Source organism: Providencia sp. PROV175, assembly GCF_032707045.1.
In the GTDB taxonomy this organism is placed as follows: Bacteria; Pseudomonadota; Gammaproteobacteria; order Enterobacterales; family Enterobacteriaceae; genus Providencia; species Providencia hangzhouensis.
Genome location: NZ_CP120533.1, coordinates 3459260 through 3484690, shown reverse-complemented (window position 1 = coordinate 3484690; position 25431 = coordinate 3459260). Strand labels below are relative to the sequence as shown.

Here is a 25431-nt window from a genome sequence, read left to right as displayed (position 1 = left end):
AAAGAAGCCCAAATTCAAATAACCGAAATTTGGGCTTTATTTTCTAGCTTTTAACTTATTTTATTTACCGAGCTTTCCTTTTAGGAAGCTAATAACATTTTCTAAGCCAACCAATTCTTTATCATCACTACGGCGTGATTTATATTCAATTTGGTTGTTGTCTAAGTTACGGTCACCAATAACGATAGTGTATGGAACACCAATCAGCTCCATATCGGCAAACATCACGCCTGGGCGCTCTTTACGGTCATCGAAAATCACATCAATACCATTTGTTTTTAAGTCAGCGTAAAGTTTTTCTGCAACTTCTTTAACACGATAAGATTTGTGCATATTCATTGGTAAAATAGCCACTTGGAACGGAGCAATTGCATCCGGCCAAATAATTCCGCGGTCATCATGGCTTTGTTCAATAGCAGCGGCAACAATACGCGTTACACCAATGCCATAACAGCCCATGGTGACGATTTGGTTATGTCCATCTTCATTTTGGACTGAAGCTTTCATTGCTTCTGAGTACTTAGTCCCTAATTGGAAAATATGGCCAACTTCGATACCACGTTTAATTTGCAGTACACCTTTACCATCTGGGCTTGGGTCTCCTTCAACAACGTTGCGTAAATCAAAAGCTTCTGGTAACGCCAAATCACGTTCCCAGTTGATGCCAAAATAGTGTTTACCATCAATATTTGCGCCTGCACCAAAGTCGCTCATTACTGCAACGCTACGGTCGATAACAATCGGAAGTGGCATATTTACTGGGCCTAAAGAGCCCGGGCCAGCATTCACTGCATTTCTGATTTCAGCTTCCGTGGCGAATTCTAATGGGCTAGCCACTAATGGGTGTTTTTCTGCTTTGATTTCATTTAACTCATGGTCGCCACGAATTAATAAAGCGACGAGCGTGTGACCTGAATCTTTTTTCGCATGAACAATCAATGTCTTAACAGTTTTTTCAACAGGTAAATTGAATTGTTCAACAAGCTCTGCGATTGTTTTTGCATTTGGCGTATCCACCAAGCGCATCTCTTCTGTTGGAGCGCAACGTGGTGTTGTTGGTGCTAATGCTTCTGCAAATTCAATGTTAGCTGCGTAATCAGATTCAGTAGAGAAAATGACGTCATCTTCACCATTTTTCGCTAATACTTGGAATTCGTGGGATGCGCTACCACCGATAGAGCCAGTGTCAGCTTGAACAGCACGAAAATCAAAGCCAATACGCGTAAAAATTTTGCTGTAGGCTTCGTACATCGCATCATAGGTTTCTTGCAATGATTCTTGGCTAGTGTGGAAAGAGTACGCATCTTTCATAATAAATTCACGCGAGCGCATCACGCCAAAACGTGGGCGAACTTCATCACGGAATTTGGTTTGAATTTGAAATAAATTCAATGGCAATTGTTTGTAAGACGTGATTTCGTTACGCACTAAATCTGTAATCACTTCTTCATGAGTCGGACCGAGAACAAACGGGCGCTCACCACGATCAACAAAACGCAGCAATTCAGGACCATACTGTTCCCAACGACCACTTTCTTGCCATAAATCTGCAGGTTGAACGACGGGTAAAGATACCTCTATAGCTCCTGCATTTTCCATTTCTTCACGGACGATGGTTTCTACTTTACGTAGAACACGCACACCAGTGGGTAACCAGTCATACAGACCAGAAGCAAGTTTACGGATCATTCCTGCACGCAGCATCAGCTGATGGCTGATAACTTCTGCATCCGCAGGGGTCTCTTTTAGAGTTGAGAGCAGATATTTGCTAGTACGCATTGTATAGGTTCCATTAGAACAATAAGTTATGGCAAACGATTTATTTGCCAAGGTATATAGTGAGCTAGTCTACCAGTGACGGAGGCTTGCCAAAAGGGGTTAACGTGATTTTTCGCATGGTTCGATAGCGAATACTTCAGTCACACCACCAATTACTCGCCAACGAATATTAAAATCTAATAAATGAACGACATAGTCACGTGTTTCAGTAGATTGTTTTTTGTATGCGGGGCGAGGGTCTTGCATTAAGACTTGTGAAATAAATTGTTTAATACCCGGATACTGATTTTGATAAACATCTAATTCAGTTTCTAGTTGTGGGGTAAATATAACCTGCATATCATCTGAAGGTGTGTCTTGTGCATATCCAGCGGTTGCGTTTGATACTGCTTCAGCAAAAGGTAAATAAGGTTTTATATCGATAACCGGGGTGCCATCAACTAAATCAAGGCTACCAAGCTCAAGGATCACCTGGTTGTTTTTGGTTGTTATTCCACGTAATTCAACAAGTGACATACCTATTGGGTTTGGCCTAAAAGTTGAACGGGTCGCAAAAACACCCATTTTTTCATTCCCCCCGAGTCTTGGAGGGCGCACTAGTGGTTTCCAACCATTTTCCATCGTTTGATGAAAAACGAATAAAATCCACACATGGCTAAATTGATTGAGTCCTCGTACTGAATTAGGGTCGTTAAATGGCGAATGCAAATGTAAGCGGCCCACACCAGCCTGAACAAGTCCAGGTTGGCGAGGGATTGCAAACTTTTCTTTATAAGGTGATTCAATGTGCCCAATAACATTAAACTGAAAAGATTGCATAAGATATTTATTCAACAATTTGTAATGCACTGCCTTCACAGATAGTTGCCTGATAACAACCTGGAGAGGTCATGGTTTGGCACTGGTGTAAAAGTACGGCATCAGCCGCAATATAGGCAGCTTGTGTTAACATACTGTTTTTTGCGGTATTCAAATTTGCCGGAGGGCTTTGAACGCTTTCTCGACAAGATTCCCCAGAAACAACACCTAAATCTTTGAAAGGCATCCCTAATAATTCTTCTGGGCTATTCATTAATTTAACGTTTGCTGTGTCTGGCTCTGTTACTTTCGGTACAGGTTTAGACAATTTCATACTAGTGAAACCTTTATTTTGCCCTGAACTCGTGTATTGGTTAATTCCACACCCGGCTAACACAAATGTTACCAAAGTGAGCAATAACAGTCTCATAAGTTATACCTTTCTTATATGATTCAAAATAATGCTGCGTTGTTTTTATAGTCTATAAATTACAAAAAATACTAGACGGCGTTAAGCCGTCTAGTATTTTAATCGTTTTTTAAATAATAAAAAAGATTACCAACCTTTAACTGCACCACCATCGAAGACTTCATTAGCTTTGTTTGCTACTTCATCTGATTGATATGCCTGAATAAATTTTTTCACGTTCTCACTATCTTTATTATCTTCACGAGCAACAATAATATTTACGTACGGAGAATCTTTATCTTCAACAAATAAACCATCTTTTGCAGGTGTTAATTTAGGTGTAGCACTACTTGCCCAAGTCGTATTGATAATCGCTAATGCAATTTTTTGGTCATCTAAAGCACGAGGTAATTGAGGCGCTTCTAACTCAACAAATTTCAGGTCTTTCGGGTTTTCAACCACATCTAAAACAGTTGGCATTAAGCCAGTACCATCTTTTAATTTAATTAAACCTTGTTGTTGTAATAACAGCAATGAACGGCCTAAGTTAGTTGGGTCATTTGGTAACGCAATTTGAGAGCCATCAGCGAGTTCATCTACCGACTTAATTTTTTTAGAGTAAGCCGCAATTGGATAAATAAAGGTATTTCCAACAGGAACTAATTTGTAGTTACGATCTTTAATTTGTTGATCAAGATAAGGCTTGTGTTGGAATGCGTTCGCATCGATATCGCCTTTACTTAATGCTTCATTAGGTAAAACGAAGTCATTAAATGAAACGAGCTCAACATTTAAACCGTACTTTTCTTTAGCAACTTTCTGTGCGACTTCAGCAACTTCTAATTCTTTGCCCATGATCACACCAACTTTGATGCTGTTGGCATCTTTCTCTTTTTCACCACAACCAGTGAGAACGAGTGTGCCTAATAGCGCGCCGACAACTGCGATAGATTTTAATTTAATAGACATTGGTTTACCCCTTTAAAACGGACTTTATAAGCACCTTAACGGCGCAGCTATTTTACTAACTATCGATGTGAAACTTTTTTCATTAAATACTCGCCACCAAACTGAATTAGGTTTACTAAAATGACGAGGAGAACAATAACGGTATTCATCACAACAGGGTTATAGGTTTGATAACCATATTGTAGTGCGATTTGACCTAAACCACCTGCACCAACTGCACCACCCATTGCAGAATATCCGACTAACATAATTAACGTGATAGTGGCTGCATTAATTAAACTTGGCAATGCTTCAGGGATCAAAATCTTACGAATAATCTGAAGAGGAGTTGCACCCATCGCACGGGCTGATTCAATTAAACCGCTTGGAATTTCTAATAACGCATTTTCAACCATACGAGCGATAAATGGTGCAGCGCCAATTGTTAAAGGAACGATTGCCGCTTTTAAACCAATAGTCGTTCCAACAAGAAACGAAGTTAATGGAATAATCCACACCAGTAAAATAATAAATGGCACAGAGCGGAAAATGTTTACTACAACTGCAAGAGCACGATATAGCCCTACATTCTCCATTACTTGGTCTTTGCGTGTAATATAGAGCAATACACCTAATGGTAAACCTAAAACAAAACCCAAAAAGCCGGAAACAAAGGTCATTGTGATAGTGTCAATTGTGCCGTTAATCAGCAGGTAAATCATTCTCTCAGACATAACCCAAAACCTCTACTTTCACATGATGCTCTTTTAAAAATGCAATTGTGGATTCAACCCCACCATTGATGCCATGTAGCTCTGCGAGCATCACACCAAATTTCACGCCGCCGGCGTAGTCAATTTGTGAACTTAAAATATTAATATCAATATCAAATTTGCGTACAGCCATTGAAATTAAAGGTGCATCAACAGACTGCCCTGTAAATTCGAGCTTGAGTAATGGTGATAATTCCTTCCCTGGCTCCGTTTTTAATCGTTCTTTATAATCATCTGGAATATCAATAACTAATGTTGATTGAATAAACGCTTGAGCGACAGGTGTTTTCGGGTGAGAGAATACTTCACTCACTTTGTCTTGCTCAATTAATTGACCGCCACTTATTACAGCTACTTGATCACAAATACGTTTTACAACATCCATTTCGTGGGTAATTAATAAGATAGTTAAGCCTAATCGACGGTTAATATCTTTTAATAATTCTAAAATTGAACGGGTTGTCGCGGGGTCTAATGCACTTGTCGCTTCATCACATAGTAATACTTTTGGTGAATTAGCTAATGCGCGAGCTATAGCAACACGTTGCTTTTGTCCGCCCGAAAGGTTTGCTGGGTATGCATCTTTCTTTTCAGTTAACCCAACTAAATCGAGTAATTCACTTACACGCTCTATAATTTTTTCTTTAGGCGTATTATCAAGTTCCAAGGGGAGAGCAATGTTATCAAAGACGGTACGTGAAGATAACAGGTTAAAATGCTGGAAAATCATGCCAATGCCGCGACGTGCTCTCGTCAACGTTTTTTCAGTCATTGATGTTAAATCTTGTCCATCAACAATAACTTGGCCTGAAGTTGGGCGTTCAAGCATATTCACGCAACGAATAAGCGTACTTTTACCCGCACCTGAAGCACCAATAACGCCATAGATCTGACCAGCAGGCACATGCAAGCTAATATCAGTAAGCGCTTGAATGTTACGGCTTCCTTGCTGGAAAACTTTATTAATATTTGAGAGCTTTATCATTTATAGTTTCTAACTTTATCTGAATTGTTTTTAGATAGTGTATCTAATAAGGTTGGATGTTAAGGCGTCTAGACGTCTAAGTCAATAAAGATTGTTCTATTTATTCTATTCTCCTTTTATTTCTTTTCATGAGATACTAAAAAGATACTAAATTTTAGGAGTAAACAGGTGAGTAACGGGATCCCAGCAGTCTTTTTAGATAGAGATGGAACAATTAATATCGATCATGGTTATGTACATAAAATTGATGATTTCGAATTTATTGAAGGGTCAATTGAAGCGATGCTCGAATTAAAAAAGATGGGTTATGCATTAGTTATTGTAACTAACCAGTCAGGTATTGGTCGGGGAATTTATACAGAAGACCAGTTTATGCAACTCACAGAATGGATGGATTGGTCATTAGCAGATCGCGGTATCGACTTAGACGGTATTTATTTTTGCCCTCATCATTCTGAGGCTACAGTAGAAGAATATCGCCAAGACTGTAATTGCCGTAAACCAAAGCCAGGAATGCTACTAGACGCGCAGGCTTTTTTAAAAATAGATATGGCATCATCTATTATGGTGGGTGATAAACTTGCTGATATGTTGGCAGGCAAAGCCGCTAAAGTCGGTACAACTATATTAGTGAAAAGTGGTGAGCCAGTCACCGATGAAGCAATCAATAATGCAGATATTGTTATTAACAGTATCGCAGAGTTGCCAGAAACGCTAAAAAGAATCAAAAAGTAGCCTTTTTGGGTGGTAAATAGGCAGTTAGAAAAAAAATGTAAAAAAACACTTGCCAGATTTTTCTGACTCCCTATAATGCGCCACCACTGACCGAGAACAAGACAACGCAAAGCGCGATGAACACTGAAACGGCAGCGAGAGATTCTGAAAAGAAAAAGCAAAAAATTGCTTGACTCTCACGGAGGAAAACGTAATATACGCCTCCTCGCAGCAACGACCGAAAGGTTGGTTTTCATAAAGAAAAGCTGCAACGCTCTTTAACAATTTATCAGACAATCTGTGTGGGCACTCACAGGACACTATCAAAAAAATATTTGATTTTAAGTCTTGAAGAGTGACTAACACGTTAATTCATATATATGAAATAAGGTAGTAACGCTTATTTTGGAAGGATAACGCGAAGGCGAGCAAAGATAACCCGAGACAGTACTTAGGTACGGCGAGGGGAAGCGATGCGAAGCCGACAAAGTTAGCCGAACAAAAGAACGTTACGGTCAGTAAGACATTCTTTGAGCATCAAGCTTTTTAATTGAAGAGTTTGATCATGGCTCAGATTGAACGCTGGCGGCAGGCCTAACACATGCAAGTCGAGCGGTAACAGGGGAAGCTTGCTTCTCGCTGACGAGCGGCGGACGGGTGAGTAATGTATGGGGATCTGCCCGATAGAGGGGGATAACTACTGGAAACGGTAGCTAATACCGCATAATCTCTAAGGAGCAAAGCAGGGGAACTTCGGTCCTTGCGCTATCGGATGAACCCATATGGGATTAGCTAGTAGGTGAGGTAATGGCTCACCTAGGCGACGATCCCTAGCTGGTCTGAGAGGATGATCAGCCACACTGGGACTGAGACACGGCCCAGACTCCTACGGGAGGCAGCAGTGGGGAATATTGCACAATGGGCGCAAGCCTGATGCAGCCATGCCGCGTGTATGAAGAAGGCCCTAGGGTTGTAAAGTACTTTCAGTCGGGAGGAAGGCGTTGATGCTAATATCATCAACGATTGACGTTACCGACAGAAGAAGCACCGGCTAACTCCGTGCCAGCAGCCGCGGTAATACGGAGGGTGCAAGCGTTAATCGGAATTACTGGGCGTAAAGCGCACGCAGGCGGTTGATTAAGTTAGATGTGAAATCCCCGGGCTTAACCTGGGAATGGCATCTAAGACTGGTCAGCTAGAGTCTTGTAGAGGGGGGTAGAATTCCATGTGTAGCGGTGAAATGCGTAGAGATGTGGAGGAATACCGGTGGCGAAGGCGGCCCCCTGGACAAAGACTGACGCTCAGGTGCGAAAGCGTGGGGAGCAAACAGGATTAGATACCCTGGTAGTCCACGCTGTAAACGATGTCGATTTGAAGGTTGTTCCCTAGAGGAGTGGCTTTCGGAGCTAACGCGTTAAATCGACCGCCTGGGGAGTACGGCCGCAAGGTTAAAACTCAAATGAATTGACGGGGGCCCGCACAAGCGGTGGAGCATGTGGTTTAATTCGATGCAACGCGAAGAACCTTACCTACTCTTGACATCCAGAGAATTTAGCAGAGATGCTTTAGTGCCTTCGGGAACTCTGAGACAGGTGCTGCATGGCTGTCGTCAGCTCGTGTTGTGAAATGTTGGGTTAAGTCCCGCAACGAGCGCAACCCTTATCCTTTGTTGCCAGCGACTCGGTCGGGAACTCAAAGGAGACTGCCGGTGATAAACCGGAGGAAGGTGGGGATGACGTCAAGTCATCATGGCCCTTACGAGTAGGGCTACACACGTGCTACAATGGCGTATACAAAGAGAAGCGACCTCGCGAGAGCAAGCGGAACTCATAAAGTACGTCGTAGTCCGGATTGGAGTCTGCAACTCGACTCCATGAAGTCGGAATCGCTAGTAATCGTAGATCAGAATGCTACGGTGAATACGTTCCCGGGCCTTGTACACACCGCCCGTCACACCATGGGAGTGGGTTGCAAAAGAAGTAGGTAGCTTAACCTTCGGGAGGGCGCTTACCACTTTGTGATTCATGACTGGGGTGAAGTCGTAACAAGGTAACCGTAGGGGAACCTGCGGTTGGATCACCTCCTTACCATTGAAGTGTTTTTGTGAAGTGCTCACACAGATTGTCTGATGAAATAGAGTAGCGGTATCGATAGGCTTGTAGCTCAGGTGGTTAGAGCGCACCCCTGATAAGGGTGAGGTCGGTGGTTCAAGTCCACTCAGGCCTACCACTTTTCTCTTATGCTGCGTTATGGCTCAGCTCGTTTACCCAAAAGTAAACTTCGCTAATCCACGCCTTGCCTAAGAAAAAAGACCTCCGAATAAGAAAATCTTATAAAGAGATTCATTGATACCGAAAATACCTTTATGGGGCTATAGCTCAGCTGGGAGAGCGCCTGCCTTGCACGCAGGAGGTCAGCGGTTCGATCCCGCTTAGCTCCACCATAATTTTTCTGATTATTCAGAATAGATTAGTAATAGTCTATTGCGAATAATTATGCTCTTTAACAATCTGGAACAAGCTGAAAATTGAAAACAACGCACATTGTTTATCGCTTAAACAATGTGAGAGTCTCTCAAAATTTCAGACCTGAAATTTTCGGTCACTTTAGCGAGTGGCATGAGCGAGCAGTCAGTCCTTCGCGGCGGCCAGCGCACAGCAAGCGCAACATACATAAGTATGTGAGCATTGCGAGCACTGCCCAACAAAGAAGGAATGCACGCACAGCCATGACAGTAAGGTGAACGTTGAAACAATTTCGGGTTGTGAGGTTAAGCGACTAAGCGTACACGGTGGATGCCTAGGCAATCAGAGGCGATGAAGGACGTGCTAATCTGCGATAAGCGTCGGTAAGGTGATATGAACCGTTACAACCGACGATTTCCGAATGGGGAAACCCAGTGCAATTCGTTGCACTATCGTTTGATGAATACATAGTCAAACGAAGCGAACCGGGGGAACTGAAACATCTCAGTACCCCGAGGAAAAGAAATCAACCGAGATTCCCCTAGTAGCGGCGAGCGAACGGGGAGCAGCCCAGAGTCTTAATCAGCATTAGCATCAGGAGAACGGTCTGGAAAGTCCGGCAGTAAAGGGTGATAGCCCCGTATCCGAAGGTGTTAGTGTTGTGAACTCGACGAGTAGGGCGGGACACGTGTTATCCTGTCTGAATATGGGGGGACCATCCTCCAAGGCTAAATACTCCTGATTGACCGATAGTGAACCAGTACCGTGAGGGAAAGGCGAAAAGAACCCCGGCGAGGGGAGTGAAATAGAACCTGAAACCGTGTACGTACAAGCAGTGGGAGCCCCATCACTCAAGTGCCTCGGCAATTGAGTGAGGGTGTAAAACCATCACAATAACAGCGCAGGATTTGCCAACAAGATTGGCTGATTTTTTCAAGCCGCAGCGCAGTGGACATCGAAGTCCATGAGCAGCGGAAGTTAAAAAATCGGGCAAGATTGGCCGCAAAGCCAAGCGGGACATTTGAGGATGGGGTGACTGCGTACCTTTTGTATAATGGGTCAGCGACTTATATTCTGTAGCAAGGTTAACCGAATAGGGGAGCCGTAGGGAAACCGAGTCTTAACTGGGCGAATGAGTTGCAGGGTATAGACCCGAAACCCGGTGATCTAGCCATGGGCAGGTTGAAGGTTGGGTAACACTAACTGGAGGACCGAACCGACTAATGTTGAAAAATTAGCGGATGACTTGTGGCTGGGGGTGAAAGGCCAATCAAACCGGGAGATAGCTGGTTCTCCCCGAAAGCTATTTAGGTAGCGCCTCGTGAACTCATCTTCGGGGGTAGAGCACTGTTTCGACTAGGGGGTCATCCCGACTTACCAACTCGATGCAAACTACGAATACCGAAGAATGTTATCACGGGAGACACACGGCGGGTGCTAACGTTCGTCGTGAAGAGGGAAACAACCCAGACCGCCAGCTAAGGTCCCAAAGTCATAGTTAAGTGGGAAACGAAGTGGGAAGGCTCAGACAGCCAGGATGTTGGCTTAGAAGCAGCCATCATTTAAAGAAAGCGTAATAGCTCACTGGTCGAGTCGGCCTGCGCGGAAGATGTAACGGGGCTAAACTATGCACCGAAGCTGCGGCAGCGAACGTATCACTTAAACTGATTAAGTGATACTCAAATGTATCAAAACGATTGACGGAGCGAAGCGACGTCAATGCGTCCAACAAAGTCGAGGCGGAAACGTCAGGCAGTCAGTTTAAGGATACGTTCGTTGGGTAGGGGAGCGTTCTGTAAGCCTGTGAAGGTGTGCTGTGAGGCATGCTGGAGGTATCAGAAGTGCGAATGCTGACATAAGTAACGATAATGCGGGTGAAAAACCCGCACGCCGGAAGACCAAGGGTTCCTGTCCAACGTTAATCGGGGCAGGGTGAGTCGACCCCTAAGGCGAGGCAGAAATGCGTAGTCGATGGGAAACGGGTTAATATTCCCGTACTGGTGATAATTGCGATGGGGGGACGGAGAAGGCTAGGCTATCCGGGCGACGGTTGTCCCGGTTTAAGGATGTAGGCAGGTGAATTAGGCAAATCCGGTTCACTACATGCTGAGGTCCGATGACGAGTCACTACGGTGATGAAGTAGCTCATGCCCCGCTTCCAGGAAAAGCCTCTAAGCTCTAGATTATCATTAATCGTACCCCAAACCGACACAGGTGGTCAGGTAGAGAATACTCAGGCGCTTGAGAGAACTCGGGTGAAGGAACTAGGCAAAATGGTGCCGTAACTTCGGGAGAAGGCACGCTGGCATTAGGTGAAGTGATTTACTCATGGAGCTGAAGCCAGTCGCAGATACCAGCTGGCTGCAACTGTTTATTAAAAACACAGCACTGTGCAAACACGAAAGTGGACGTATACGGTGTGACGCCTGCCCGGTGCTGGAAGGTTAATTGATGGGGTTATCCGTAAGGAGAAGCTCTTGATCGAAGCCCCAGTAAACGGCGGCCGTAACTATAACGGTCCTAAGGTAGCGAAATTCCTTGTCGGGTAAGTTCCGACCTGCACGAATGGCGTAATGATGGCCAGGCTGTCTCCACCCGAGACTCAGTGAAATTGAACTCGCTGTGAAGATGCAGTGTACCCGCGGCAAGACGGAAAGACCCCGTGAACCTTTACTATAGCTTGACACTGAACATTGAGCCTTGATGTGTAGGATAGGTGGGAGGCTTTGAAGTGTGGACGCCAGTCTGCATGGAGCCAACCTTGAAATACCACCCTTTAATGTTTGATGTTCTAACGTTGCCCCATTATCTGGGGTGCGGACAGTGTCTGGTGGGTAGTTTGACTGGGGCGGTCTCCTCCCAAAGAGTAACGGAGGAGCACGAAGGTTGGCTAAGCATGGTCGGACATCATGCGGTTAGTGCAAAGGCATAAGCCAGCTTGACTGCGAGAGTGACGGCTCGAGCAGGTACGAAAGTAGGTCTTAGTGATCCGGTGGTTCTGAATGGAAGGGCCATCGCTCAACGGATAAAAGGTACTCCGGGGATAACAGGCTGATACCGCCCAAGAGTTCATATCGACGGCGGTGTTTGGCACCTCGATGTCGGCTCATCACATCCTGGGGCTGAAGTAGGTCCCAAGGGTACGGCTGTTCGCCGTTTAAAGTGGTACGCGAGCTGGGTTTAGAACGTCGTGAGACAGTTCGGTCCCTATCTGCCGTGGGCGTTGGAAGATTGAAAGGGGCTGCTCCTAGTACGAGAGGACCGGAGTGGACGCACCACTGGTGTTCGGGTTGTCATGCCAATGGCATTGCCCGGTAGCTAAGTGCGGAAGAGATAACCGCTGAAAGCATCTAAGCGGGAAACTTGCCTTGAGATGAGTCTTCCCTGACTCTTTAAGGGTCCTAAAGGAACGTTTAAGACTAAGACGTTGATAGGTTGGGTGTGTAAGCGTAGCGATACGTTGAGCTAACCAATACTAATGAACCGTGAGGCTTAACCTGACAACACCGAAGGTGTTTTAGAGAGATGGAGTTGTTTTCGAGAAGTGAGAAGCCGAAAGGTGAAGGACACGCAGCTTGTTCAAGATTGAAGTTTAGGTTTAGCAAATACCGAAAGTGTGTTGAGCTAAACGTGAACAAACAGAATTTGTCTGGCGGCAATAGCGCGGTGGTCCCACCTGACCCCATGCCGAACTCAGCAGTGAAACGCCGTAGCGCCGATGGTAGTGTGGGGTCTCCCCATGTGAGAGTAGGGAACTGCCAGACATTAATTAAAGGTTTATTGCTCAATAAGCAGTAAACAGCCGAAAGGCAAAAGAATAAGTGGAGCGGTAGTTCAGTTGGTTAGAATACCTGCCTGTCACGCAGGGGGTCGCGGGTTCGAGTCCCGTCCGTTCCGCCACTTATCAAAGCCTCGTGATAAAAATCACGAGGCTTTTTTGTATTACTAACATACTGGATTTTATGGATAATAACCTATTGTAGGTGACTTGGGGCATTGTTTGGAGAAATACAGTTTTACGTCTGCTTTTAATTAGTAATTAGCTTGGTAAGTATATTATCAAATCGTTCTAGGGGTGTTCGTTATTTTGTTGGGGGGTTAAGCTATATTAATATTAAAAATACGCTTTAAAGCTTTCTTACCGTAGGTAGTAAAAGTAATTTCTCGATAACCTTTTGTTTTCTCTATCCATTCTTTTTCTGCAAAAAATTTTAATAGTAAGGTTCCTGCTAGTCCCCCTAGGTGCATACGTCTTTCACTCCAATCCAAACAAGCACATGCTATTTTTCGTTTTGTATTAGGAGCAATGTCGATACCTAATTTTTTAAATTGATTGGCACCAATCATTGATAATTTATTTTCTCTAGCTGTAAACCAGCCATTTTTATCCATAAATTCGTAGATCTGAACGGCAATTTCTCCGGCTAAGTGATCATAGCAAGTACGTGCCTTTCGCAGATGAATAGGTGTTGTTATAGGTGGGGTGTACTCCAATTTCATGGATACCCCCATTAATGTTTCTAATAATTCGGCAATGTCTGTGCCTGCAAGCCTATAATAACGGTGTCTTCCTTGAGATAGACAACTAATTAAGTGGCTGTTTAAAAGTTTAGTTAAGTGTGCACTCGTTGTTGATGGGGCTATATTTGCAGCTACGCTTAATTCTGTTGCTGTCCAAGCCCTGCCATCCATTAATGCACACAAAATACTGACCCTTGAAGGGTCAGCAATCGCAGAGGCAACTTTTGCGATAGATTGTTCTAATGGCTCTTTTTCTTCAATGGGAATACTATCTTTGCTTGGTATCATGGTTGGCTTTCCCACTTTTTTGTTACTTCAGCGGCTAATATATTGTTGTCTGTTATTAATATTAACCTGTTATTGTGGTCGCTGTATTGAACAAGGATATTAATTTGGTGAAGTGCGAGTTGAGAAACAATTTCTCCAAGTTCGCCAGGACGTTCTTGTTTTAATTTGCGGATCACTGGTTGTATGATACTTTCAACCTGTAAACCCTCAGTAGTTAAGGCATCTCGTGCTTTTTCTGGCTGGGTAACAAGAAAGTGAGCATGACTTTTTTCTTCGATAGAAAAAACGCCACCACCTTCAAGGCCAATACCATGTTTCCCTAATGTTGTCGCCAATAGTGCTAAAGCACCTACTTGGTTTTCAATAATCACATGAATATCATACATCAAAGCTATCCTCGTTATTGTATGAGTAATCCTTTAAGGTATGGGCAACTCGAATTCGATAATGGGAAAAAATGGTTTGTTGTCCTTCAACTTGTGCATCGATATGCATGAAATGGTTTTTCCATTGTTTTACTGCTTCTTCTGTTTCCCACCATGAAAGTGAGAGAATTTTTCCTTCTGTTGTAATAGATTGAAAGCGTTCGACAGCAATAAACCCGTCAATGTGCATAAGTTCAGATTTAAGTTTGGCTGCCAATTCAAAATAACGCTCTTTTTGCGCTGGTATTGGGATGGCTTCAAAAATTACGGCAATCATAAAACTCTCCTTAATGTAGAAGCTCAACTATAACGGTTTAATTTATAGATACTTCGATGGTGAGCGAAATATTAAAAATAGGAGAGGAATGTAAAAAATGAGAAAGAAGTGCGTGGGTTACTTTAAGGACTGATATAAACTATAACCTGCTATTGACCCTGCAACATCATAGGCAAAATCATGCCAACTCCACCCAGTACCATTAGGCCTGCTGTCATAAAGCTCTTTTGCTGCGCCAAGAGAAACTGAAAATAGAATACCAAATATGGCAGCATCGCGGTGTTGTATGTTTTGTTTATCTGCATAAGCATTACCAGCCGCAGCCATCGCGGCTGAAAATGCGAAATGCTGCGCTTTATCTTTACCTTGCCAATTATCATTAGCCCAATGAAAACCAGTACATCCTGTTGAAATGAATATAAGTAAGCTAATGATCAGTGATTTAAACATTTTTGGTAAGATACCTAAAAAATTAAAGTAGAAAAGTAAAAGCGCCACCGAAGTGACGCTTTGTTTAAATTCTAAAGGATGCGGCTAATTAACCGGTCGACTCGTATTCGACGTAGTCGTCGGATTAATTTTTTCACTTTAACAGGATAGGTTTGGATGCTATCTAGTTCGCGAAAATGGCTAACAACCTTAGTATGAGTTCGAATGCACTCTAGCTCGTGATTGCGTTGCTCTTGTAGCTGTTGTTTTGGATCGTGAATTAATACTGCGTTTTCAAGATCTAGCCCCCAAGCGCGTGGGTTTAAGTTGTTACCCGTGATCAATTGCCAGTGATTATCAACCCACATCCCCTTTAGATGATAGGTATTGTCTGCGTCTTTCCAGAGCCTTACTGTTAATTGCTGGCTATCAATAAAGCGTTGCAAGCGACTAACAAAACGGCGCAGATTGATCTCATAAAGGTATGGTAATGCACCAATAATTTTAAATGGCTCTTCAGGTGGGATATAGAAGTCATTGGCAGTTTTGTCACCAATGATAATTTCTACTTGTTTGCCATCACGCAGTAACCGACTAATAACTCTAACTAATACCGCAGGCAAATTAAAATAAGGTGTACAGATTGTTAGTTTATTATTTGTTGCACCCATTAAATGCGTGATAACACGGTTTAAATCGTTTTTCTTGCCTAGACCAACAAAGGGAGTGACGGACAGCTCATCATTAGTTGCATTCCCTGAAAACTGATAGGACGCTCCCCGTAAGCCCAAACGAAATTGTTTAATTAAATGCTTAAACTCAGCTGTTTTTGGCCGAGTTGGCGTATTTAATAAATGAATGGCATCAGCTTGTAGTAATGCGTCATCAATAAATTTTTTCATTGATGCGGTAAGTTGGCTATTTTTGATCAGGTGATAGCGGTCGTAACGGTATTTACTATGACGTTGTAAATAGACGTCATTAATACTTGCCCCGCTATAGAGTAGAGTATCATCAAATAAAAAGCCTTTTAGATGCAAAACACCCAGAGCTTCCCGTGTATTTACAGGGATGCCGTAGATAGGGATTTCAATTTCAGGGTAATGTTTTGCAACATCATAATACCAATCGGCATTAGTGGCGTTTGCTGCAACCCCGATGCGACCTCGCTGAGCACGGTGCCAGTCTACGAGAATTTTGATATCCAATGATGTATTAGCTTGTTTTGCAGCGTATAAAGCATGAAGTACGTCTTTACCTGCATCGTCTTTCTCTAAATACAAAGCCGTTATGTAGATAGTATTTTGAGCCTGAGAAATTTGTTTAAGCAGTTCATCACGAAAATCTTCTGTCTTATATAGCGTTTTTACATCAGCAATTTCTTGAGAGAGTTTTGGTAAACTTAACAAATATTGTTGATGTTTTGCTTGTTTTAATTTTGACAACATCACAGTGTAAATTTTCTCTTATTAGTCTAATAGCAACTCGCTTTGCGCACATTTTTAAGCGAATGATCTATGGATGATAGCATATTTAGCTAAACCATTTAGTATAAATTGACGACTTGTTTAATTACTATACAAGTTAAGCCGTGTTCTTAGATATTTCTATAAGTGAAGTGTCAGATTAACGACTCCATCTTCAAATTGAACGTCAATCTCAAAACCAAGTTTTTTAGCTAGGCTTATCATATTGCGGTTTTCAGGCATAGTTATGGCTGTTAGCTTTTTAATGCCGTGGCTTCGCGTATAGTTAAGTAACTTTTGCATAAGTTGATAACCGAGCGTTTGCCCTTTCATATCAGAGCGAACCAGTACTGCAAATTCAGCCTCTTGGTTATCAGGATCAGCCATTGCTCGCGTGACGCCAATAATTTCAGGCGTAGTATTGGGGTTTTTTACCGCAACGAAAGCCATTTCACGGTCATAATCAATCTGTGTCATATTGGCGAGGTCGTCATGGGTAAATTCGCTGATTTCGCTAAAGTAGCGATAATAAAGATCCTCTTTAGTCACTTGCTCTATAAAGGATTTTAGCAAAGGTTCATCTTCAGGGAGGATCGGTCGTAGTAAGCAGGTAAGATCTTCTTTTAAATGAATTGTTTCTTCTAGCTCACTAGGATAAGGGCGAATTGCCAGCCTTGATGTTGTCGCATCATCTGTTGGGCTTAATGCCATGGAGACATCAAGTAAAGTAAATTCATCCCCTGAGGCGAGCAATGGATGAATATCTAACCTTGTAATATTTGGGCAATCAATAATTAAATTTGAAACTCGTACTAATAAAGCAGATAACCCTATGATGTTTAATGGTTCTAAAGCACTTCGGGATTTTATTTTATAACCTTTAATAGCATTAATAACTAGGTAGCGAGCTAAAGCCATATTTAGCGGAGGAAGAGCTACAGCAGCTTGGCTCTCTTGTTGCCACTCAATACCACCTTCTCCTAACATGATAAGAGGGCCAAAGACAGGGTCTAGTTCAACAGCGATCCTGAGCTCTTGAGCACCTGCTCGATTAGCCATACTTTGTACTAGTAGCCCTTCAATTCGTGCATTAGGGAAATTTGTTGAAACACGTTCCATAATCGCTTTAGCTGCATCTTCTACCTCTTTAGCATTGCGTAAATAGAGCATGACCCCTTGTACTTCTGACTTGTGTACAATATCGGGAGAACGTAGTTTTAAAGCAACGGGGTAACCAATTTTCTCTGCGATTTCAATGGCTTCATTGCTCGAATGTGCAATCCAGGTGGGTAAGCTATTTAACCCGTAGGCTTTTAAAATTGGCTGAACTTCATGAGTATCCAAGTGGAGCTTATTATTTTCCAATGCTTGCTGAATATATTCATGAGCCTGTTGCGTATTAGCGGTGATACCTACTGGAAGGGCTGGCGTTTCTTTTAATTGTTTTTGGTTACGGCGATATTCCACCATATGCATATACGCTGTGATTGCCCCTTCTGGAGTGCGGTAGGTAGGGATCCCTGCTTCACTAAATAGGCGACGAGATTCTTGAGAGGAATATTCTCCACACCAGTTGGTTAAAATGGTTAGCCATTTTCCGCGTGGGTGTTGCTTAATAGTTTTAATAATTTTTTCTGCCATGGTTTTACTTTCAGTTATCGCACTGGGAGTGTGGATAAGTAACAAAGCGTCATGGTCATGGCTATCGAGCATTTTGTTCAGTACATTGATATAGCGCTCAACGGTGGAATCATCTCCTAAGTCAATCGGATTTTGTGTCGATAAATCAAGAGGTAATAGTGAGCTTAATTCATTTTCTGTTTCAACACTTAGCGTTGCAAGTTTACCATTACGTAAGAGAAGTTCGTCTAATGCCATCGCGGCTGGGGCAGAGCCATTACTCATGATTGAAAGGCGCTCACCGCGTAATGGAGTCATATAGCTTAATGTCTCAACCGCAGAAAACATTTCGTGAGTATCTTGCACGCGAAGAAGACCTGCACGCTGGATAGCGGCATCGTAAGCGGCATCTAGGCTAGGTTTATCGCCCAGTAGTTTTTGTGCTTTGCGAGTTCGACCACTTTTTATCACTAATATAGGTTTATTGCGTGAGGCACTGCGAGATGATGATAAGAAACGTCGTGCATCACTAATGCTCTCAAGGTACAACAAAATAGCGCTGGTTTTGCTGTCACGCGCTAAGTAATCGAGTAAATCGTCAATATCTATATCGATGCTATCACCAAGGGCAATAAAATAAGAAAAACCGATGTCTCGGTGCCTTGCCCAATCCAGAACGGTATTCGATACAGCAGCAGATTGAGAGATAAAAGCGAGTTTTCCTTTTAAGATTGGTATTGGAGAAAAACTTGCATTCAAACCTTGCCATGGGGCGAGAAAACCTAGGCTATTCGGGCCTAATAGGCGAATTTGATATTGCTGGGCGACTTTTTTTAATTCATTAAACTGAATTGAAGGGGATGACAAAATAATAACCACTTTACAGCCAGATTCCCCTAATTGCTGTAAACAGGAGATATTACGTGAGTAATGGGTGCAGATAACGGCAAGGTCAGGTTTGAGCGGCAATTTATCTATAGAAGGATAAGCAAGTACGCCGAGGACAGAGTTTCGGTTTGGATTAACAGGTAAAATAGGACCTTTAAAACCGCTGGTAAGTAGGTTTTTCATCATCACCGAACCTGCACGGCTCGGGTTTTCAGATGCTCCCACGACAACGATAGACTTTGGCCGGAATAAAGATTCTAACTGACTGACTAAACCCATGGTTGATAACCCTTTGCTTTGTTGAACGAGATAAGCGTTCAATAGATAAAAAGTGGCAGAGTGATACTTATGAATACTATGCCTTATCTTTGAGATTGCGCTAGTTTATCTGGTGAGTTTAATTAATTTATACAAGCACGTTCACGTTTTATCAGCACGACGATCTAAAAGTTGTCATTTAATGGTACTGGGCTCGAAAAGAAAGAGAAAAACAGTACCAATAAATAGTTAGAGGTGGGATTCGGTAAGTAGCTTTTGTGCAATAGGGTGATGCGGTTTCCCTTCAAGGTATTTTTGACGGAAAAGATTGAAGTGGCTAAAGAGTTGTTGTGAAGCGTCTAAATCTCCCGCTAATTCTAAAACGGTAGCTGCAACTTCGGCGGTACAATGCTGCTCTTCCCTTGATGGTGTACGGAGTAAGTAGTCAGTTTTTGCTTTGGTATTAATTGATAGCATTGGAATATCATTAAGATAAGGGCTCTTTCGAAACATTTTGCGTGCTTCAGGCCAGGTCCCATCGAGTAAAATAAATAAAGCGGGTTTATCCGACAAAGTCGGTTCATTGACCACGATGCGTTCATTTTGAGCGTAGCTTTCTGGAAAAATAAGGTAAGGCTGCCTTGTGGTGTCTTGCAGTGCCGCCAATAGCTGCGTATCAGGCTCTGTTCTTGACCATTGAAAGGCCAAAGTGTCGGGCAAAACATCCGCAATCAACTTTCCTGTATTACTTGGCTTAAATACCTCACCATCAAACATAATCAAGCAAAATTGGCTTTTTGCTTGAGATGATATGGTGTCTTGGCATAGGCATTGTGGGCTAGGTAACAAACAATATTGGCAACGTTTTACTCGGCAGCCTCGTGCCCTAAACGGTTTAGTCGATAATGCGAGGCGCTGTTGACGCAGGTGATAAACGGCATTCGAAGTCATGTTGAATTATATTTTATAGGCCTAAAATTAAGGCGCATATTGTACGCAAAACGATTTCTATACGATAGAAGTATATTCAATAACTTTTAGATGAGATAATAGTGCGAATCGGTAGCGTAGTCATGCAACATCATGTAATCTTCGCGCCATAGCTTAGTAGGGGATAGTGATGAACGACTCGAATGATTTTAGTGGTAAAAACGGCAAAGTAAAAGTGATGTATGTCCGCAGTGAAGAGCAGGACAACAATAAAGGTAATGATAAACGCCGAGGCGGTGGGCGTGATGATAGGCGCGGTAATGACAAGCGTGGTGGTGATAGACGAGATGGTGCCCGTCAAGATCGTGGTGGTCGCTCAAGCCGCCCTGAAGGTGGGCGTGAAGGTCGTCGCTCTGATAACCGTAATGAAGCACCTCGCGAGCGTTCACCATGGCGCACTGTTTCTAAGCCAGATAGCGAAGAATTAACGAATGACCATGGCGGAATTGTTGGTAAGAGCCAGATTGACCCTGAACAATTGCGTAAGCAGCGCCAAGAAGAAACCCGTATCTATGGTGAGAATGCTTGCCAAGCCATGTTTAAAAACCGCCCTGATGCGATTGTTCGCGCATGGTTCTTGCAATCTGTCACACCGCGTTTTCGTGATGCGTTAAAATGGATGGCGGCAAATCGCAAAGCTTACCACGTTGTTGATGACGAAGAGTTATCGAAAGCATCCGGAACTGAACATCATGGTGGTGTCTGTTTTATCATTAAAAAACGCGGTGGAATGAGTGCTGATGCTTACTTGCAGCAAGCGGCAGGTAATGACTGCGTATTAGCACTGGAAGATGTGGGAAATCCACATAATCTGGGCGGAATTATGCGTAGCTGTGCGCATTTCGGTATCAAAGGTGTGATTTTGCAGGATGCAGGCATGCTGGAGTCTGGGGCGGCAATTCGTACTGCAGAAGGTGGTGCTGAACACATTAAAGCGATTGATGCAGATGGATTAACAGATACTTTGGATAAATTCCGCAAAGCGGGTTATACCATTGTGACGACTTCTAGCCATAAAGGCAGTCAAGATCTCGCAAAAGCGAAGTTACCGGCCAAAATGGTCTTAGTTTTAGGCCAAGAGAGTGATGGTTTAAGTGATAGTACGTGGGATCAAGGCGATATGAGTCTCTATATCGGTGGAACAGGTAAAGTGGAAAGCTTGAATGTCTCTGTTGCAACAGGAATTATGTTAGCCCAGTGGTGGCAACAAAACCAAGTTAAATAACCACCTACGTTTTATCAGAAAAATAAGACCATACATAAAAGGATGTATTCCCGCTATGTATGGCTTTTTTATATCTATCACCAAGTTATTCACTGGGTTGGGCTAATTAATGAGCACCACCGTCTTTTGAACCTGCCCCAAATGGTGGCTTAGCGAACCAGACAATGACCATCAGTAGGATAAAAATCCCAGCTGAGAGCCAGAATATCTCATTTGCTGACATAATCAGTCCTTGGTCAGTAATCGTTTTAGCAAGATAGGCCGCACTTTGCTGCTCATTCATGCCTATTTTTGCCAGTTCACTGTACATCTGTTGGGCATTTGGGTTGTATGGGTTAACAAATTCAGCGAGGTTTTCATGATGCATTGACTCTCTTTGGGTCCACATTGTTGTGGTGATGGATGTCCCAATGGCTCCAGCTAGGGTACGAGTAAAGTTAGATAAACTGGATGCAGAGGCCATTTTTTCTGGCGGCAGGCCAGATAATGTAATGGTTGTCAAAGGCATAAAGAAACAAGCGATGGCTAAACCTTGCACAAATTGCGGCCAAGCAGCTTCGGCAAAACTCATCCCAGGTTCGAAAGTATAAGCACGCCAATAGTAGCAAACAGCATAGATAATAAAGCTGAATGTAACTAAATAACGCATATCAATTCGGTTACCAAAACGCCCTATAATTGGCGTAATCAATAGCGGTAATAATCCTACAGGTGCAGAGGCTAACCCAGCCCATGTTGCGGTATAGCCATAAACTTCTTGTAGCAATTGCGGCAGTAGTACAATCGTTCCAAAATAGAGCATGTAAGCAAGGCTTAAGGACAAACAGCCAATCGTAAAATTGCGTTCTTTAAATAGGGATAAGTCGATGACGGGATGGTCATCGGTGAGTTCCCATACAATTAAAAAGGCAATAGCGACAACAGCAATAACGGTCAGGACGATAATTTCAGTCGAGTTAAACCAATCCAGCTCTTTGCCTTGGTCAAGCATAATCTGTAAAGCACCAATACCAACAACCAATAGCACTAAACCAATAGTATCAATGCGCTGAATAGATATTTTAGTTTCACGGCCTTTTAAGGTGCGCATGATGGCAAAAATGATCGCAATACTAAATGGTACATTGATAAAAAATATCCAGCCCCAATGGTAGTTATCACTAATATAACCACCAAGAATCGGTCCGCAAATCGGAGCAATAACGATAGTCATTGACCAAAGGGCGAGGGCCATATTGCGTTTGGCTGGAGGATAATTGTTAAGCAGTAGGCTTTGAGATAAAGGAATGAGTGGTCCTGCGACTAAACCTTGTAAAACTCGGAATAAGATCAGCATCTCTAAGCTGCCAGAAATACCGCACAGCCATGAAGTTAAAGCGAATAAGCCTGTAGACCATAAAAATAGCCTGACTTCACCTATCCTACGGGCTAGCCAACCAGTGATGGGGATGGAGATCGCATTGGCAACGCCGAAAGAGGTTATTACCCAAGTTCCTTGCGAGTTGGATGCCCCCAAGTTTCCCGCAATGGTTGGAATAGCTACGTTAGCAATGGTGGAATCAAGAACTTGCATAAATGTTGCCAATGAAAGAGCAATTGTCATCCATGCGAGTTTTGATCCCGTTAAAGGTGCTGTCGTCACGATTGCACCCCCACTATTTATTTCCTAGGTTATTATTAATTATCTCAGTAACTATTTTGTCCGCAGGAGACATATCTACAGCTAATGCAGCAGTATGGTAAGCAGGGGTATCACGCATCCCTTTAGAAAGCACTTTGCCATTTTTATCTAATGTATCAACCGTAACTTCGGTGGATAAACCGATACGTAATGGGTGTTCTTCAAGTTGGTTTTCATTTAAGGCAATACGTACGGGTAGGCGTTGGACCACTTTGATCCAGTTACCACTGGCATTTTGTGCGGGTAATAAAGAGAATGCGCTACCTGTTCCCATATCAAGTCCCACAACAGTACCGTTAAATACGATATCTTTACCGTAAAAATCAGTAATGACTTTCGCAGGTTGGCCGATACGCATATCCGCAAGTTGTGTTTCTTTAAAGTTCGCATCAATCCACATACCATTGGAAGGAACGATGGCCATTAATGGGGTTGAAGGGGTGATTTGTGAACCCACTTGTACACTGCGGCGTGAAACATAGCCATCAACAGGGCTGACGATTTTCGTCCGTTGCAAGGTGAGCCAAGCGTTTCGAACTTGTGTTGCTGCTTGCTCTACTGCGGGTTGTTTTTCAATTGAGCTATTTAAAACTATGGCTTGATTAGCATTATATTGTTCTATTGCCATGTCTAATGCCGCTTTAGCACTGACGACAGCTTCTCTTGCGTGTTGTAGTTCTTCTTTACCAATGACATGGCTACTACCTAAAACTTCTCGACGTTTTAAATCATTTTGCAACCGGTTTAATTCAGAACGTTTGACCTCAATATTGGCTTGTAGCTGGCGGCTGTTAACCATGTGCTGGCGGGTTTGACGCACACTATTTGCTAATTCTGTTTTTGCTTTATCGAGAGCTAATTCAGCATCACGTGGGTCCAGTTCAACCAAAACAGTTCCACTTGTCACGAAATCTGTGTTGTCCACATTGACAGTCATCACGCCGCCGGAAACTTGGGATTGTATTTGTACTTGGTTTCCCGCGACATAAGCATTATCCGTTGATTCATAGTGACGAAGAACGAGATACCAGTAAACTCCCCAGCCAACACCTATAATAATAAATATTAGAGTCAATAAGATAAGCGCACTTTTACGTTGCCTTTTTTTATTTCGTTGGGGAGTTTGCGTTTGTTGCATTTCCTCAGGGGAACTCATACTCGTATTTCTCCACTTCTCTGGATAAGGATCACGGTTGTTTCCAGTAGTTAGGTAATAACCACTGGAAACTGAGACTACAAATGATTTTGCTGTTTGATGGGATATCGTAAAGCATAAGGGTGAAAGGATAATGAAATATTATGGGCTGAAAAGTTTTTTTTCACCTTTGAGCTTAAGAATGGCTCAAATACATTAACCTTACAAATGTTATGGTCAATCTTTTATAGTATCCAGTTTTGTCAGTAATTTACGCATCAGCGTGTTAAGCTGTTGTTTCTCATCAGCATCTAAAACAGACCAAATATCAATTAATGCGCTGTGTTGAGGTGGTAATAGGCCATTTAAAAATTCCGTCCCTTTTTCTGTGAGGTGTAGATGAAGGCAACGTCTATCGTTGTGACTTTCTTTGCGCTCAATCCAACCATTTTTTTCCAGTTCATCTGCAATTCGTGTTGCATTGGTTCGTGAGGAACCAAGAGCCGCACTGAGTTCAGATGGCTGAATACTGCGGGAGTCTTTTGTATCAAGGATCATAAGTGCCATAAACAGGGTTTCATTAATACCTTGAGACCTTAACATATTATTTCGTGTTTCAAGTAACTTCCCATGAACATGCATGCATAGGCGTGTCAGTAGGATTTCTTGATACGGAATAGGACTTTCATGTGAATCTTGTTGTTCTACACGAGCATTGAGTAGCTCTTCAGTTGGTGTAAATGAACTTTCCATTATTGGGATACCTTATTAGTTTCAGTTGGTAAGATTACAACTGTCATCAACCATCTAAATGGTATATTAAAAGATAGAATTAGCAATTATACTTAATTAATATCGCCGATTTTATTTTGATAATGATACATGATTCATAAATTTTATGAATGTAATTTACCTATTTTTGTATAGCAGGCTGACCTTTTTACACTGATAGTGTCATTTTGGGTTATAAAATAACCAAGCCAATGCTTAATTAAAGGTTAATTTCAATCATACAAAACAATATATAATCACACGACATTAACTCAATACCATTTTTTTTGTTACCCAATAATTACAACTTAGATAGATATTTTTAATGGATAGGTGTAATTACTTATTTTTGTATAATTTAAACATTATCTGATATAGCAATAATTTGATTTATTAACAGTTATACTACCTTTTCATAGAGTCATTGTATTTGTTTAACTGTGTCATTCCCTAATATTTACTTTGTTTACTATTACAGTTGATAATTATTGGCCTTATGATGAACTGTTTATTTATTTAATATTCAACAGATTTGATGGGTAAAATTGAGTCACATAAGTTTAATGTATTATGAGATTTTATATGT

Annotated in this window: 18 protein-coding genes, 3 tRNA genes and 3 rRNA genes; 8 read left to right on the top strand and 16 right to left on the bottom strand. The window is 42.4% G+C overall.

Annotation, left to right across the window (positions count from 1 at the left end; all coding sequences use genetic code 11):
• Positions 1–60: 60 nt before the first annotated feature.
• The 6 genes from proS to metN all read right to left on the bottom strand — a co-directional run bounded on the left by proS (position 61) and on the right by metN (position 5692).
• A complete protein-coding gene (gene proS, locus P3L44_RS15835; RefSeq protein ID WP_140171681.1) occupies positions 61–1779 on the bottom strand; it encodes a proline--tRNA ligase in 1719 nt (572 codons plus the stop codon).
• A gap of 99 nt (positions 1780–1878) precedes the next feature.
• Entirely contained in the window at positions 1879–2598 is a 720-nt protein-coding gene (tsaA, locus tag P3L44_RS15830) for a tRNA (N6-threonylcarbamoyladenosine(37)-N6)-methyltransferase TrmO (RefSeq protein ID WP_272661637.1), read from the bottom strand.
• 7 nt (positions 2599–2605) lie between these two features.
• Positions 2606–3007, bottom strand: coding sequence for an Rcs stress response system protein RcsF (rcsF, locus tag P3L44_RS15825; RefSeq protein ID WP_272661638.1), 402 nt, complete (start codon positions 3005–3007; stop codon positions 2606–2608).
• A gap of 126 nt (positions 3008–3133) precedes the next feature.
• Positions 3134–3955: a MetQ/NlpA family lipoprotein gene (locus P3L44_RS15820; protein WP_004257378.1), complete on the bottom strand. Its 822-nt coding sequence runs from the start codon at positions 3953–3955 to the stop codon at positions 3134–3136.
• A 59-nt stretch (positions 3956–4014) separates the two neighbouring features.
• A complete protein-coding gene (metI, locus tag P3L44_RS15815; RefSeq protein WP_004257375.1) occupies positions 4015–4668 on the bottom strand; it encodes a methionine ABC transporter permease MetI in 654 nt (217 codons plus the stop codon).
• On the bottom strand, positions 4661–5692 hold the full coding sequence (metN, locus tag P3L44_RS15810) for a methionine ABC transporter ATP-binding protein MetN (RefSeq protein WP_272661639.1): 1032 nt from the start codon (positions 5690–5692) through the stop codon (positions 4661–4663). The genes metI and metN overlap by 8 nt, the downstream gene beginning before the upstream one ends.
• A gap of 168 nt (positions 5693–5860) precedes the next feature.
• Here metN and gmhB point away from each other — a divergent pair, with 168 nt between their 5' ends.
• The 7 genes from gmhB (at position 5861) to P3L44_RS15775 (ending at position 12771) form a co-directional block, all read left to right on the top strand.
• Complete coding sequence (gene gmhB, locus P3L44_RS15805) at positions 5861–6427, top strand: D-glycero-beta-D-manno-heptose 1,7-bisphosphate 7-phosphatase (protein ID WP_272661640.1); 567 nt, start codon at positions 5861–5863, stop codon at positions 6425–6427.
• A 526-nt stretch (positions 6428–6953) separates the two neighbouring features.
• Positions 6954–8493: ribosomal RNA gene (locus tag P3L44_RS15800) — 16S ribosomal RNA — on the top strand.
• A 65-nt stretch (positions 8494–8558) separates the two neighbouring features.
• Positions 8559–8635, top strand: a tRNA-Ile gene (locus P3L44_RS15795).
• A 138-nt stretch (positions 8636–8773) separates the two neighbouring features.
• Positions 8774–8849: transfer RNA gene (locus P3L44_RS15790), tRNA-Ala, on the top strand.
• Between the two features lie 325 nt (positions 8850–9174).
• Positions 9175–12371, top strand: a 23S ribosomal RNA gene (locus P3L44_RS15785).
• 148 nt (positions 12372–12519) lie between these two features.
• A 5S ribosomal RNA gene (gene rrf / locus P3L44_RS15780) occupies positions 12520–12635 on the top strand.
• The 16S, 23S and 5S rRNA genes sit together here with 3 tRNA genes alongside, the layout of an rRNA operon.
• Before the next feature lie 59 nt (positions 12636–12694).
• Positions 12695–12771, top strand: a tRNA-Asp gene (locus P3L44_RS15775).
• Between the two features lie 198 nt (positions 12772–12969).
• Here P3L44_RS15775 and P3L44_RS15770 read toward each other — a convergent pair.
• The 7 genes from P3L44_RS15770 to P3L44_RS15740 form a co-directional block, all read right to left on the bottom strand.
• Positions 12970–13680, bottom strand: coding sequence for an ArsR/SmtB family transcription factor (locus P3L44_RS15770; protein ID WP_140172830.1), 711 nt, complete (start codon positions 13678–13680; stop codon positions 12970–12972).
• A complete protein-coding gene (locus P3L44_RS15765) occupies positions 13677–14066 on the bottom strand; it encodes a hypothetical protein (protein ID WP_004257151.1) in 390 nt (129 codons plus the stop codon). The genes P3L44_RS15770 and P3L44_RS15765 overlap by 4 nt, the downstream gene beginning before the upstream one ends.
• Positions 14059–14382 (bottom strand): antibiotic biosynthesis monooxygenase family protein, encoded by a 324-nt coding sequence (locus tag P3L44_RS15760; protein WP_164565440.1) that lies wholly within the window; start codon positions 14380–14382, stop codon positions 14059–14061. Before P3L44_RS15760 ends, P3L44_RS15765 begins: the two co-directional genes overlap by 8 nt.
• Positions 14383–14499: 117 nt before the next feature.
• Positions 14500–14832, bottom strand: a complete 333-nt coding sequence (locus P3L44_RS15755) for a YfiM family lipoprotein (RefSeq protein WP_165880257.1) — start codon at positions 14830–14832, stop codon at positions 14500–14502.
• A 71-nt stretch (positions 14833–14903) separates the two neighbouring features.
• Positions 14904–16259 carry a CDP-diacylglycerol--serine O-phosphatidyltransferase gene (pssA, locus tag P3L44_RS15750; protein WP_140172827.1) on the bottom strand — a complete coding sequence of 452 codons (1356 nt, stop codon included), beginning with the start codon at positions 16257–16259 and terminating at the stop codon, positions 14904–14906.
• 159 nt (positions 16260–16418) lie between these two features.
• The gene (locus tag P3L44_RS15745) at positions 16419–19064 is read right to left on the bottom strand and encodes a bifunctional acetate--CoA ligase family protein/GNAT family N-acetyltransferase (RefSeq protein ID WP_272662572.1); all 2646 of its coding nucleotides are present in this window, start codon (positions 19062–19064) and stop codon (positions 16419–16421) included.
• A 228-nt stretch (positions 19065–19292) separates the two neighbouring features.
• On the bottom strand, positions 19293–19994 hold the full coding sequence (locus P3L44_RS15740) for a tRNA-uridine aminocarboxypropyltransferase (RefSeq protein ID WP_140172825.1): 702 nt from the start codon (positions 19992–19994) through the stop codon (positions 19293–19295).
• Positions 19995–20163: 169 nt separating this feature from the next.
• Between P3L44_RS15740 and P3L44_RS15735 the strand changes: the two genes are divergently transcribed.
• A complete protein-coding gene (locus tag P3L44_RS15735) occupies positions 20164–21258 on the top strand; it encodes a tRNA/rRNA methyltransferase (protein ID WP_004257138.1) in 1095 nt (364 codons plus the stop codon).
• 106 nt (positions 21259–21364) lie between these two features.
• Here the strand turns inward: P3L44_RS15735 and emrB are convergent, their stop codons facing one another.
• The 3 genes from emrB to mprA all read right to left on the bottom strand — a co-directional run bounded on the left by emrB (position 21365) and on the right by mprA (position 24827).
• Positions 21365–22900 (bottom strand): multidrug efflux MFS transporter permease subunit EmrB, encoded by a 1536-nt coding sequence (gene emrB / locus P3L44_RS15730; protein WP_110591302.1) that lies wholly within the window; start codon positions 22898–22900, stop codon positions 21365–21367.
• 13 nt (positions 22901–22913) lie between these two features.
• A complete protein-coding gene (gene emrA, locus P3L44_RS15725) occupies positions 22914–24095 on the bottom strand; it encodes a multidrug efflux MFS transporter periplasmic adaptor subunit EmrA (protein WP_140172824.1) in 1182 nt (393 codons plus the stop codon).
• Positions 24096–24311: 216 nt separating this feature from the next.
• Positions 24312–24827, bottom strand: a complete 516-nt coding sequence (gene mprA, locus P3L44_RS15720) for a transcriptional repressor MprA (RefSeq protein ID WP_004257124.1) — start codon at positions 24825–24827, stop codon at positions 24312–24314.
• Positions 24828–25431 lie beyond the last annotated feature (604 nt).

Excerpts from the sequence above, each read along its gene's own strand:
- P3L44_RS15745 (WP_272662572.1), bottom strand. The coding sequence starts at position 19,064 with ATGGGTTTAGTCAGTCAGTTAGAATCTTTATTCCGGCCAAAGTCTATC.
- metI (WP_004257375.1), bottom strand. The coding sequence starts at position 4,668 with ATGTCTGAGAGAATGATTTACCTGCTGATTAACGGCACAATTGACACT.
- P3L44_RS15740 (WP_140172825.1), bottom strand. The coding sequence starts at position 19,994 with ATGACTTCGAATGCCGTTTATCACCTGCGTCAACAGCGCCTCGCATTA.
- metN (WP_272661639.1), bottom strand. The coding sequence starts at position 5,692 with ATGATAAAGCTCTCAAATATTAATAAAGTTTTCCAGCAAGGAAGCCGT.
- P3L44_RS15765 (WP_004257151.1), bottom strand. The coding sequence starts at position 14,066 with ATGTATGATATTCATGTGATTATTGAAAACCAAGTAGGTGCTTTAGCA.
- rcsF (WP_272661638.1), bottom strand. The coding sequence starts at position 3,007 with ATGAGACTGTTATTGCTCACTTTGGTAACATTTGTGTTAGCCGGGTGT.
- P3L44_RS15760 (WP_164565440.1), bottom strand. The coding sequence starts at position 14,382 with ATGATTGCCGTAATTTTTGAAGCCATCCCAATACCAGCGCAAAAAGAG.
- pssA (WP_140172827.1), bottom strand. The coding sequence starts at position 16,259 with ATGTTGTCAAAATTAAAACAAGCAAAACATCAACAATATTTGTTAAGT.
- P3L44_RS15735 (WP_004257138.1), top strand. The coding sequence starts at position 20,164 with ATGAACGACTCGAATGATTTTAGTGGTAAAAACGGCAAAGTAAAAGTG.
- mprA (WP_004257124.1), bottom strand. The coding sequence starts at position 24,827 with ATGGAAAGTTCATTTACACCAACTGAAGAGCTACTCAATGCTCGTGTA.
- emrA (WP_140172824.1), bottom strand. The coding sequence starts at position 24,095 with ATGAGTTCCCCTGAGGAAATGCAACAAACGCAAACTCCCCAACGAAAT.
- proS (WP_140171681.1), bottom strand. The coding sequence starts at position 1,779 with ATGCGTACTAGCAAATATCTGCTCTCAACTCTAAAAGAGACCCCTGCG.
- P3L44_RS15755 (WP_165880257.1), bottom strand. The coding sequence starts at position 14,832 with ATGTTTAAATCACTGATCATTAGCTTACTTATATTCATTTCAACAGGA.
- P3L44_RS15820 (WP_004257378.1), bottom strand. The coding sequence starts at position 3,955 with ATGTCTATTAAATTAAAATCTATCGCAGTTGTCGGCGCGCTATTAGGC.
- P3L44_RS15770 (WP_140172830.1), bottom strand. The coding sequence starts at position 13,680 with ATGATACCAAGCAAAGATAGTATTCCCATTGAAGAAAAAGAGCCATTA.
- tsaA (WP_272661637.1), bottom strand. The coding sequence starts at position 2,598 with ATGCAATCTTTTCAGTTTAATGTTATTGGGCACATTGAATCACCTTAT.